The 11,729-nt window shown below is 44.9% G+C and carries 16 protein-coding genes; all 16 read left to right on the plus strand.

The window, feature by feature from the left end; translation table 11 throughout:
• Positions 1-5: 5 nt before the first annotated feature.
• The gene (locus LQ188_RS03625) at positions 6-1,478 is read left to right on the plus strand and encodes a heme ABC transporter ATP-binding protein (protein WP_230176082.1); all 1,473 of its coding nucleotides are present in this window, start codon (positions 6-8) and stop codon (positions 1,476-1,478) included.
• Positions 1,475-2,440 (plus strand): adenosylcobinamide-phosphate synthase CbiB, encoded by a 966-nt coding sequence (cbiB, locus tag LQ188_RS03630; protein ID WP_230176083.1) that lies wholly within the window; start codon positions 1,475-1,477, stop codon positions 2,438-2,440. Before LQ188_RS03625 ends, cbiB begins: the two co-directional genes overlap by 4 nt.
• Positions 2,415-3,488, plus strand: a complete 1,074-nt coding sequence (gene cobD, locus LQ188_RS03635; protein WP_230176084.1) for a threonine-phosphate decarboxylase CobD — start codon at positions 2,415-2,417, stop codon at positions 3,486-3,488. Before cbiB ends, cobD begins: the two co-directional genes overlap by 26 nt.
• Positions 3,461-4,036, plus strand: coding sequence for a bifunctional adenosylcobinamide kinase/adenosylcobinamide-phosphate guanylyltransferase (locus LQ188_RS03640; RefSeq protein WP_101223893.1), 576 nt, complete (start codon positions 3,461-3,463; stop codon positions 4,034-4,036). Before cobD ends, LQ188_RS03640 begins: the two co-directional genes overlap by 28 nt.
• Positions 4,033-4,824 (plus strand): adenosylcobinamide-GDP ribazoletransferase, encoded by a 792-nt coding sequence (gene cobS, locus LQ188_RS03645; RefSeq protein WP_230176085.1) that lies wholly within the window; start codon positions 4,033-4,035, stop codon positions 4,822-4,824. Before LQ188_RS03640 ends, cobS begins: the two co-directional genes overlap by 4 nt.
• Complete coding sequence (locus tag LQ188_RS03650; RefSeq protein ID WP_101223891.1) at positions 4,782-5,399, plus strand: histidine phosphatase family protein; 618 nt, start codon at positions 4,782-4,784, stop codon at positions 5,397-5,399. Before cobS ends, LQ188_RS03650 begins: the two co-directional genes overlap by 43 nt.
• 5 nt (positions 5,400-5,404) lie before the next feature.
• On the plus strand, positions 5,405-5,779 hold the full coding sequence (locus LQ188_RS03655) for a bifunctional adenosylcobinamide kinase/adenosylcobinamide-phosphate guanylyltransferase (protein WP_230176086.1): 375 nt from the start codon (positions 5,405-5,407) through the stop codon (positions 5,777-5,779).
• 14 nt (positions 5,780-5,793) lie between these two features.
• Positions 5,794-6,378, plus strand: coding sequence for a cob(I)yrinic acid a,c-diamide adenosyltransferase (locus tag LQ188_RS03660; protein WP_101223890.1), 585 nt, complete (start codon positions 5,794-5,796; stop codon positions 6,376-6,378).
• A gap of 2 nt (positions 6,379-6,380) precedes the next feature.
• On the plus strand, positions 6,381-6,875 hold the full coding sequence (locus tag LQ188_RS03665) for an ECF transporter S component (RefSeq protein WP_101223889.1): 495 nt from the start codon (positions 6,381-6,383) through the stop codon (positions 6,873-6,875).
• Positions 6,872-7,570, plus strand: a complete 699-nt coding sequence (locus LQ188_RS03670) for an ATP-binding protein (RefSeq protein ID WP_101223888.1) — start codon at positions 6,872-6,874, stop codon at positions 7,568-7,570. The genes LQ188_RS03665 and LQ188_RS03670 overlap by 4 nt, the downstream gene beginning before the upstream one ends.
• A gap of 80 nt (positions 7,571-7,650) precedes the next feature.
• A complete protein-coding gene (locus LQ188_RS03675; protein ID WP_101223887.1) occupies positions 7,651-7,824 on the plus strand; it encodes a hypothetical protein in 174 nt (57 codons plus the stop codon).
• Positions 7,825-7,851: 27 nt separating this feature from the next.
• Positions 7,852-7,980, plus strand: coding sequence for a hypothetical protein (locus tag LQ188_RS26795; RefSeq protein WP_290370091.1), 129 nt, complete (start codon positions 7,852-7,854; stop codon positions 7,978-7,980).
• On the plus strand, positions 7,977-8,162 hold the full coding sequence (locus LQ188_RS26930; protein ID WP_101223886.1) for a hypothetical protein: 186 nt from the start codon (positions 7,977-7,979) through the stop codon (positions 8,160-8,162). Before LQ188_RS26795 ends, LQ188_RS26930 begins: the two co-directional genes overlap by 4 nt.
• A gap of 130 nt (positions 8,163-8,292) precedes the next feature.
• Complete coding sequence (gene gntK / locus LQ188_RS03680; RefSeq protein ID WP_230176087.1) at positions 8,293-9,837, plus strand: gluconokinase; 1,545 nt, start codon at positions 8,293-8,295, stop codon at positions 9,835-9,837.
• 97 nt (positions 9,838-9,934) lie between these two features.
• Positions 9,935-10,411 carry a Cys-tRNA(Pro) deacylase gene (gene ybaK / locus LQ188_RS03685; protein ID WP_101223884.1) on the plus strand — a complete coding sequence of 159 codons (477 nt, stop codon included), beginning with the start codon at positions 9,935-9,937 and terminating at the stop codon, positions 10,409-10,411.
• Positions 10,412-10,500: 89 nt separating this feature from the next.
• Complete coding sequence (locus LQ188_RS03690) at positions 10,501-11,619, plus strand: PRK06851 family protein (protein WP_230176088.1); 1,119 nt, start codon at positions 10,501-10,503, stop codon at positions 11,617-11,619.
• Positions 11,620-11,729 lie beyond the last annotated feature (110 nt).

Below are 11,729 nucleotides of genomic sequence, written 5' to 3' on the forward strand. Positions count from 1 at the left end.
AACGAATGCTTGAAGTTAAAGGGTTAACAGGTGGATATGACAACAAAGCTGTTTTGGACTCTGTCTCTTTTGATGTACATAAAGGAGAATTATTCGGGATTCTTGGTCCTAATGGCAGCGGAAAAACGACGCTCTTAGGTATGCTTAGCGGGGTGCTCGATTATAAGGGCGGAAGCGTACGGATAAGAGGTAGGGATTTGAAGGATTATTCGTCAAAACAACTTGCACAGGTCATTGCTGTGCTCCCTCAACATTCCTCATTAGCTTTCTCCTATACAGTAAAAGAGACGGTCTCGCTTGGGCGATATGCCCATCAATCAGGTTGGTTCCATAGTTGGTCCGCAGATGATGAAGCGATTGTCCAACGGGTTATGGAACAAACGGGCGTAGCCGATTTTCAAGATCTGCATTTTGAACGATTATCAGGAGGGGAAAGGCAGCGGGTCCTGCTGGCACAGGCACTTGCCCAAGAGCCTGAAATCCTTTTTTTGGATGAACCTACGAATCACTTGGATCTTTCCTATCAGAAAGACCTTCTAGATTTAATGAGGAAAATGGCAAAAGAGCAGAACTTGACCGTTATTTCAATTTTCCATGACCTGAATTTGGCTGGGTTATATTGTGATCGGCTGATGTTGCTTGAGAAAGGGAAAATTCAGGTTGTTGATGTGCCGAATGAAGTGCTTCAACAGGAACGGATTCAGGGTGTATATCATACGACGATCGAAAAACATCCACATCCCGCCCTTCCGAAACCGCAGATGTTCATCGTTCCGGAAAAGCATGGCCATGATACTATTCCATTGGAAATTGATGAATCCTATCTGACAGTCGGACCTGAGATGATTCAATTGGATTCGCCGATCCCGCTTAGAACGATGTCTTCCGGAGTGACTGGTTCGGGGACGGGCTGGCATAAATATTTTGTGAATAGGCACGTACATCATGGCTATGACTGCGAGGATCATCATGTTGAAATGGCCGAGTATTTAAAGGCTCATGGTTTTGAACCTCAGGAGACGGTAGGGATGATGACAGCTGTCTTTCTCGATACGGTTGCTTTCAAGCTTTTAAGAGCTGAAGATTTCTCTGTTTTCATTATCGTGACGGCTGGTGTAGGAAATGCCATCGACGCTTCTTTAGCTGACCGGCACTCTTGGAGTTCCGCTCCGGGAACGATAAATACATGGATATTCGTAAATGGTCATTTGGCAGAAGAGGCTTTCATCCACAGCATAGTTACTGCTACCGAGGCAAAAGTAAAAGCCCTTCATGATTTGCATGTACTGGATAAGCTGACAAATACATGTGCAACAGGAACGTCGACTGACAGCATTTTAATTGCGGCTGCGCAAAGAGGGGCAAAGCTTCAATATGCAGGCACCATTACTCCGTTAGGGAAGCTGATCAGTCGCGGTGTATATGATTGTACAGTGGAAGCATTAAAGAATAATCGGAAACGGATTGAGGATATATGATCTATCATCATCTTTTTGCGGTTACGCTGGCATTTTTCCTTGATCTATTAATCGGTGATCCGCCAAATTGGCCGCATCCAGTCAAATGGATAGGAACGATGATAAGCAAGCTGGATCTGGCATTCAATAAAGGGGCATATAAGAAACGGAATGGAATCTTCATGTTGATCATCGTCTTATCGGCGGTGTTATTGATTACGGGTCTTACCGTCTATTTGGCTTATCTAATCCATCCGCTTGCAGGTATCCTTTGGGAAGCTGCTGTCATTTCTACTACGATAGCTCAGAAGGGCTTGAAGCAAGCTGGGATGGATGTTTGCCTTCCGCTTAATGAACGCGATTTTCCTGAAGCGAGACTAAAGCTTTCCTATATCGTGGGCCGTGATACGGCTGATCTTGATGAATCCGAAGTCGTCAGGGGCACCGTGGAAACTGTAGCGGAAAATACCAGCGATGGGATTACAGCCCCCATGTTTTGGGCAGCTATTGGCGGTGCGCCGCTCGCTATGGTGTATAGGGCGATTAATACATGCGATTCCATGGTAGGGTACAAAAATGATAAATATGGGCAATTCGGCTGGGCTTCAGCCAAGCTCGATGATATCGTGAATTGGATTCCCAGCCGCCTCACCGGTTTCCTGATGTTACTGAGCTCAAAGTCCCGCTATCATGGATTTGGTGCTAGATGGAAGATATTATTCAATGACGCAAAAAAACATCCAAGCCCGAATAGCGGGTGGTGTGAAGCAGGCGTTGCTGCGATTTTGGGAATACAGCTTGGAGGCCGTAATATGTACAAAGGAATTGTTTCCGACCGTGCGAGGATGGGAGTTCCGCTTGTTCGATTGGAAGCAAAACATATACCAAAAACGATTACCATCATGCATCGGTCATCTTTTCTATTTCTGCTGATGCTATGGCTAGGGGGGCTTATTCTTGACATTACCTTCTCATGGCTCTAATCCTCATTATCTTTATGAAGCGCTGAAAATCGAGATGCCTGAAGGGGTTCTCGACTTCAGTGCTAACATCAACCCATTGGGTCCGCCTTTACGCATAAAGAAACAGTGGGCTGGATTTTTCGAAGGAATCCTTCAATACCCAGATCCGCATGCCATTGAACTGACAAAATCCATTGCAAAAAAAGAAGCTCTTCCTGAGCAATCCGTTTTGGTGGGGAACGGTGGTGCTGAAATAATCATGCTGGTAGCCAACGGATTAGCCAATCAAAGGGTGCTGATCATTCAGCCGGCATTTGCGGAATATGCTGAAGCTTGTTTGGCAGCAGGATGTAAGGTCGATTTTCACCAGCTTGATGCTCCTGAGTGGCAATTGGACTTGGAGCGATTGATTCCCCGATTACCCGAATATGATGCAATTTTCTTATGTACGCCTAATAATCCGACGGGTGTTTCATTTAATCGGGATGCAGTCAGGGAATTGATCATGGAATGCCAAAAAGCGGATTGCCTGGTTGTATTGGATGAGGCTTTTTATGATTTTACGGAAGATGCCTTTAGTTATGCTTCTTTAATCAATGCATTTCCACATTTACTCATTCTAAGATCAATGACTAAAATCTTTGCAATCCCGGGTTTAAGACTAGGCTACTTGCTTGCGGCGCCTGACATCATAAAACGCGTAAGAAACTATAAGCCGCATTGGAGCGTCAACCACGTGGCGCTTGAAGTGGGGAAAATCTGTCTTGCGGAAGAAGCCTATATGAGAAAAACAAGAGACTATATTGCATGGCAAAAGCAAAAACTATTCCGGTTTTATGAGGAGCAAGGGTTGAATGTCTCTGCTAGCACAGTCAATTTTTATTTGGTGAAGGATGAATCTCTATCCCTTTTCCCCTTTTTGCTGAAAAAAGGAATCGTACCGCGCCATACCAATAATTTTCCGGGTTTGGACGGAGTGTGGCTTCGGTTTGCAGTGAAGAGTGAACATGATAACGAAGCACTGATGGAGGGGGTAAGACAGTGGAGAAAGCAAGGCTCTGTTTTATAACCGGGGGTGTCCGTTCAGGAAAAAGCAGCTTCGCAGAAAGAAAAGCCTTGGAGTATGCACTCCAGATGGATGGGAACTTGCATTACCTCGCCTGTGGCCGAGTCAGTGACGCTGAGATGGGTGAACGCATCCTTAGGCACCGGAAAGATAGGGAAAGCAGCCCGATTGCGTGGAAGACCTCCGAATACGCAACGGATATTACAAGAATAGGGGCGGATATTGATCAGGATTCCATAATTCTGCTCGATTGTCTGACAACCCTGCTTGATAACGAGCTATTCGGCCCTGGCATTCCGCTTGAAGAAGAATTCTTAAATAGCGTTTTTTCAAAAATAATAACCGGAATCAATGAGATTAGAAAACAATCCAATTGTTTAATAGTCGTGAGCAATGAATTGGTGCAGGAGCCGATTTTCCGGGATGATTTCCTCCATTTATACGGAAAAACACTGGGCCTGCTTCATCAAACGATCGTCGGGCAGGCCGATGAAGCCTATCTTGTCGAAGCGGGAATTCCATTGCGGAAGAAAGGGGGCATGCAGGAATGAGCGGAGTGGTCGGATTTTTAATTAACCTGCAGTTCTTTACGGTCTTTCCAATAAAGAAGCAGCTTCCGATGGAGAAGAAATATATTCACCGTGCCATTCAAACCTTTCCATTAGTAGGTCTTTTGCTAGGCTTGATATTGGGCGGTGTTTTGTATGCACTAGTGGAATGGACCCCATTGTCATCGCTTGCGATTGCCTTTTTCCTCTGGTTTTTGACGATGGCATTAACGGGTGGTTTGCATCTTGATGGCTGGATCGATGCAAGTGATGCTTTTTTTTCCTATCAGGATAAAGAGCGGCGTTTGGAAATCATGAAGGATTCCAGGACAGGTGCCTTCGGTGTCATCTCCGTCATAGTCCTATTGGCCGCCCGGTTTCTATTTATCTATGAAATTGTCGAAAGGATAAATGAATGGACATACTTCTTGATCATAGCCCTTCCGCTCTTAAGTAAATGTGTGATGGGTTATTTACTCATCCGGATGCCGCTGGCTAAAAAAGAGGGGCTCGGCGCTTTTTTTCAAAGTGCAGTAACGAAAAGCAGTTTGCCCATTTATTGGCTATATCTCCTTGTAAGTCTGGCGATTGCCTGGACAATCGATTTTAAGCTTGTCACCTTATTTTTCATCATGTGCCTGGCTGCAATGATTTTCCTGGTTTATATAAAAAGTAAAGTCATCAGTTGGTTCGGTGGGATAACGGGGGATGTGCTGGGGGCGTCCGTGGAAGGGGTTGAGCTTTGGTTATGGTTGATATTGTGGCTATTACACTACTTCGCCATGGGCTGACAGTAGCAAATGAGCGAAGGGCCTATTTAGGCTGGACGGATTCTCCATTAAGTACCGAAGGAGAAAAGGAAATATTGGACTTAAGGGGTTCTTACCCACAGTATGAAAAAATTCACAGCAGCGATTTGCCCCGCTGTGTGGAAACTGCACGACTTCTGTTTCCAGATGCAGTTCCGATCAAAAACCCTTCGTTCCGTGAGATGAACTTCGGCTATTGGGAAGGACGGACGTATCATGAGTTGAAGGCAGATGGAGATTATCTTAATTGGCTGGAACGTCCCATGGAGGCACTGGTGCCTGGGGGTGAAAGTTATCCGGCATTTTCCGAGCGTGTTAATAAGGGCTGGAACGAATTGATTGCCTGTAAGGAGAGCCGGTTTGCCATATTGACGCATGGAGGGGTAATCCGTGATTTATTGGTTCGCTATGCCCCGCAGGAGAAGTCTTTTTTTGATTGGAGGATTTCCCATGGCAGGGGATATGAGCTGATATGGGAAGACCGGAACAGCTTAAGGAGGGGAGAACGCTGCACTTTGTTACAGGAGGCGCCTATAATGGCAAAACTAAATGGGTAAAGCAATTGTATGGTTTGGAAAATGATGTCCTTTGGCTATCCGGTTATCGAAAAGAAGAGCCGGAAATGATTGATTTTCAAGGCAAGACTGTTGTATTGCAAGGGTTGGATGCATGGATTCAACAAGATGCAGAAAAGATGGATTCTAATTCGATTCGAAAAAAGTGGAAGGAAATCATGGCTGATTGGCGAATATGGGAGAAAGAAAGAGATGACCGTAACTGCATTGTGATCGGTTCAGATATCACCAAAGGCATAGTGCCGATGGAAGCAAGAGATCGCAGATGGCGCGATGCCTGCGGATGGGTCTTTCAAGATGTAGCATCCATATCAAGGCGCGTTGATATCATCTGGTATGGAATTGACCAGCGAATAAAGTAGAGGAGGTAATTGGGATGAAAATTTATACACGTACAGGGGATAAGGGCCAAACAAGCGTAATCGGAGGTCGGCTTGACAAGGATGACATCCGTGTCGAGTCTTATGGTACGGTTGATGAAGTTAATAGCTATATCGGTCTAGCGGTGACAGAATTGGATCCAGCGATATTTAAGGATATACTGGCCGACCTAGAGAAAATCCAGCATGAGTTGTTTGACTGCGGCGGTGATTTGGCAACCGTTTCCGAGAAGGCCCCACAAAAGCTGACGGATGAGGCCATTACCTATTTGGAAGAACGGATAGATGCCTTCATACTTGAAGCGCCGGAATTGGAAAAGTTTATCCTGCCTGGTGGCTCAAAAGCGGCTGCAACCATTCATATTGCCCGAACCGTTACAAGAAGGGCAGAACGATTGGTCGTTTCATTGATCAAGTCGGGTGCGGCTGTTTCACCATTATCACTTCAATATTTAAATCGTTTGTCGGATTACTTCTTTGCTGTTGCACGTGTGATCAATTTCCGTGTTGGTGTGAAAGATGTGGAATATATCCGCAGCGCAAATGTGTTCCGTGGAGGGAAAAGAAAGGAAAAAGAGTAAACATGGACGTAAGAAAAATTAGTGCAACCGCTATATTCATTGCCTTATCGGCAGTAGGGGCAATGATTAAAATCCCTTCACCGATAGGGAGCATCGCTTTGGATAGTTTTCCGGCCCTTTTGGCTGCTGTCATACTTGGCCCGGTATCGGGTGCTATAGTAGCTGGGCTTGGTCATATCATTTCAGCGTTCATCGGCGGCATGCCGCTTGGGCCATTCCACTTTTTGATCATGGTCGAAATGGCAGTCCTGGTATGGATGTTTGGCATTTTATATATACACGGAAAAAAAGTAGGCGCATTTTTCCTCTTCTTTATCGGTAATGCCTTCGTTTTAGCCCTGCCTTTCGCATTTCTGATCAGCCCTGGTTTTTACACGTTATTGGTTCCGGGATTAACGGCAGCGACTGCGGTAAATGTAGTATTGGCTGCCCTTTTACTGCCACGCTTGGAGCCTGTTTTGAAAAAGATGCTTTTTAAAGATGGATTCGTAGAATGAGTGATTCGTTGATTTTGCCATTTTCAGAATCAGATTCATTGATTGTTTCTAGTGATAATAGCGGCGGTATCGGGCTGAAGGAAAAGGACCTTGTCCATGTCCCTTATGAGGTCGTTGGCTATTATTCCTTTCGGGTTGCCGTCATGGAGTGTTTGGGAGTTGGCGGAAGACCCGTATCCGTCGTTCTAAATAATTTCTGCGGTGATGAAGCCTGGGGGGACTTGACCAGGGGTGTCAAAAAGGGGCTGGGTGAATTGGGAATGGAGGACCTTCCGATTACTGGCAGCACAGAAAGTAATATGCCGCTTCTTCAATCAGCACTTGGTCTTATGGTGATTGGTAAGCGAGTGAACGAACGTGTTAAAAAGCAGCATCCTTCACGGAAAATCGCTTTGATCGGCAGGCCGCTCGTTGGAGAAGAAGTAATGGAACAGCAAGATTGGGTCGCGCCATTATCTTTATATAAAAGCCTATGTGAAATGGAAGACGTTCAGGCACTTCCGGTCGGCTCAAAAGGGATAGCATATGAATGGAAGCACCTGGATCAAAGTGGTGAAGGTGTTTCTGTGCATATAAGTGATAAAGTCGATATCGAAAAATCATCAGGACCATCCACCTGCTTCCTCATTGCCTATCCTGAACATCTGGAGAAAGAAATCAAGCACATATCCGGTCCTCTTTTCAATGGAGAATGATGTTCTCATGACTGAATCAGGCATCGAGTTTAGTTCTCAATGAACGGGTTCGATGCTTTTTTCATTAAGATCTACTTTTATTGATTGTTAGCCATAACAATGGTTTGCTCTTGATCGTTATCATAGCCAAGGCGAAATGGTCCCCATTTATTGCGTTACTTCTCGCTTCCATCATTTTAGGGATTATCGCAGGTATGGATATTCCGGATGTTGCAGATGCTGTTCAGATAGGGATAGGTAATCCTCTTCGTTAGTTGGCACTCATTTTCGGTTTAGGTAACATGCTTGGAAAGATGATGGCAATGCCGGTCTTTTTAATGTTGATCGAGGCTTTTGGTGCTTTGTTTGCAGAAGATTCATATGAATTGATTGGAATGCCTTCATTGGAAAGGCAATCATCGCCCCCATGATTTCTGTGGCATTAGGATGCGCTAGAGGGTTTAATAAAGAAGAACTAATCCAATTCATGACCGCCTGCCTCGTCCCAACTGCGTCCATCCTCTTGGTTATCGGGGCGTGCAGTGCATTTAAAATTGTATTGATCACGAGCGGGGTGGATGAAGGCGTTGCAGCTTATGATCCATGTCGCTAAAGATTTAATTTGACAGGCGCACAAAGGTTAAAGTCTTGTACGGTTATGGAAACGATTATATCAGTCGTTTCACTTATCCTAATCTTACTATTGAATTCAATTGTTTAAGAGAAAGGAGCATGTTGTAAATATGGGGCATTCAGGTTATATGATGGGGATAGATATTGGTACGACGAGTACGAAGGTTGTTCTTTTTTCAAAAGGGGGGGAGGTTGTCCAATCTTGTTCGAGGGGATATCCTCTACACAGTCCAACCCCTTCCGTGGCGGAACAAGATCCCGAAGAAATTTATAAAGCGGTCATCATTGCTATAGGCGAGGTTATGATTGCAAGCGGGATAGAAAAGCAAGAACTGGGCTTGATATCGTTCAGTTCGGCGATGCATAGCTTGATCGCCATGGGTAAAGACGGCAGACCGCTGACAAATAGCATTACATGGGCTGATAATCGAAGTGTTGCCTATGCGAAGAAACTGAAGGCTTCGGAACAGGGGATGCAATTGTATCACAGGACCGGAACACCCATTCACCCGATGTCCCCAATCACGAAAATAATGTGGTTAAAAAATGAGCATCCCGGGATTTTTAACGAAACGGACAAATTTATAGGAATTAAAGAATACATCATCTATAAATTCTTCAATGAGTATGTGATGGATTATTCACTCGCTTCTGCAACGGGCATGTTCAACATGAATGACCTGAAGTGGGATGAAGAGGCACTCACCATTGCTGGAATTGGGGCTGAAAAGCTGCCGATGCTTGTCCCTACAACGCATATCCTCTCAGGCATAAGTGAGGAATTAGCTGCAAAAATGAATATTCAGGCTGGTACCCCGTTTGTGATTGGCGCGAGTGATGGTGTGCTTGCCAACTTAGGGCAAAACGCAATCAAGCCAGGCGTTCTGGCAGTGACAATCGGAACGAGCGGTGCGGTAAGGACCGTCAGTGACCGACCGCTTACCGATCCGAAAGGCAGGACATTCTGCTATGCCCTTACTGAGAATCATTGGGTAATCGGCGGACCGGTCAACAATGGGGGAATCACCTTCCGATGGGCACGCGATCAATTGGGCCGTGTGGAAATCGAAAAAGCGAAGGCTTCAGGACAGGACTCCTATGAGATTCTGACGGATATGGCTTCCAATATTGCACCTGGTTCTGATGGGTTGATATTCCATCCGTATATGGCAGGGGAACGGGCACCATTATGGAGTGCCGATGCAAGGGGCTCCTTCTTCGGACTGGCGCTTCATCACACTCGTGACCATATGGTCCGGGCAGTGCTGGAGGGTGTGATGTATAACTTGTACAGTGTCCTTCTTGCTGTTAAGGAATTGACGGGTGCCCCCGAGAAGATCCATGCAAGCGGCGGATTTGTCCGCTCAAAGCTCTGGCGCCAAATCATGGCTGACATATTCAATCAAAACGTGACAATTCCTGAAAGCTTCGAGAGTTCAAGCTTAGGTGCAGCCGTTCTTGGATTATATGCTTTAGGCGAAATCCAAAGCCTTGATGAGGTTGAAGGTATGGTTGGTGAAACAAATGAACTTATCCCGATCGAAGAGAACGTTAAAGTATATGAAGAATTAATGTCTATTTATTTATCCGTGAGCAGGCAATTGGAAGGCGACTACAAGAGAATCGCTGATTTCCAAAGACGTCATTTAGAATGATCTTTAGTGAAAGCACAGATGCATCAGGCACTGTGCTTTTCTTTTTGCCTGGTAATTAAAATGGTAAGATGGAAGAAAACGATAAGGGGAATTTCCAATGGGAGCCAGTAAAACGAATGCAATGCGAATTCTTGATAACAAACGTATAGAGTATGGCATGATGAGTTATGATGCCCGCGACGGAAAAATCGATGGGATCACTGTTGCGGACAAAATTGGAAAAGCGCCAGAAACCGTTTTTAAAACGCTTGTTACCCATAACGGACCGCAGCAGCTTTACGTATTTGTCATTCCTGTAGCCACCGAACTGGACTTGAAAAAAGCAGCGAAGGCCGCAGGTGCAAAAAAAATTGAAATGCTTGCGGTTAAAGATCTGCAAAAATACACAGGGTACATTCGGGGAGGCTGTTCCCCGATCGGAATGAAAAAGCAATACCCGACCTTTATTGACGAAAGTGCAGCAAACCTGCCTGAAATCATCGTAAGCGGAGGAAAGATCGGTACACAGATCGTGTTAAAACCGTCAGAATTCCTGGAGGTCACACAAGCGGAATCTGCTGCCCTAATAAAATAGACTGTTAACCTGTAGGCATTCACCTATTAGTTCATTTCTGCATACGCTGTCTTGAAGATCACATCTGTATTGTGAGGGAGAGTGTGAAAGTGACAGGAAAAGAGATGCATTATTTCGCAGGAGGCAATACGGCTAAAGGTTTTTATAGTTTATATGATTCCAATTTGGCAGGTCTGGAAAGATTGTTCATTTTAAAAGGCGGACCTGGTTCCGGTAAATCGACCATTATGAAAAAAATCGGCCAAGAATGGCTGGATAAAGACTATGACATCGAGTATTTACATTGTTCGTCCGATAATGATTCCATTGATGGAGTGATCATTCCTGCTTTGAAAATCGGACTCGTGGATGGGACCGCGCCGCATGTGATTGAGCCGAAGGCACCTGGGGCCATTGAGGAATATGTCAATCTAGGGGCTGCGTGGAATTTTCAGCAGCTGGCTTCTGAAAGAGCGGCCATCATAAGATTGACGAATGCGAGAAGCAAGAGTTTCGAGAAGGCATATGCCCTATTTGCTGAAGCATTGAAGATACATGATGAATGGGAAGACATTTATAAAGCAAATATTGATTTCGCTAAATTGAATGGGTTGACCAATAAATTGATAGAAGGCTTTTATAGAGATATAACCCTTAATAAGAAGTCGGATGTTCGTCACCGATTCTTAGGGGCAGCTACACCAAAGGGTGCAGTTGATTTCATCCCCAATATTACTGAGGGAATACAAAAACGGTACTTTTTAAAGGGACGTCCAGGTTCCGGTAAATCAACGATGCTGAAGAAGATTGCAAAGGCTGCGGAGCAAAGGGGCTTTGATGTGGAAGTATATCATTGCGGATTCGATCCTCATAGCTTGGACATGGTAATCGTCCGGGAGGTAGGGATCGCCATTTTTGACAGCACATCACCGCATGAATATTTCCCGAGTTGTGAAGGTGATGAAATCATAGATATATATAAAACAGCTATCCTGCCTGGAACAGATGAAATTTATGCCGATCAGATAAAGGATGTTTCCACCAGGTACCGGACAAAAATGAATGAAGCGACAGCAAATCTGGCTAAGGCGAAAGAGCTGCATGACGAACTTGAAAAGATTTATGTAAAAGCAATGGACTTTACAGCCATCGATGACATTCAAAGAGACATCCAAGAACAGATCATTGAACGGGCACAAGATGTCGATAGCCAAACGATTCTGCATTAAGAAAACAAACTGCACCTATTTTAATTAGGTGCAGTTTATTTATATACATAAGACGATTTTTTAACGACGGAAGTCACACAAGAATAGATACGGGTTTGTTAAACGTGTTT

The sequence above is a fragment of the Peribacillus sp. Bi134 genome, from assembly GCF_918698065.1.
Classification (GTDB): domain Bacteria; phylum Bacillota; class Bacilli; order Bacillales; family DSM-1321; genus Peribacillus.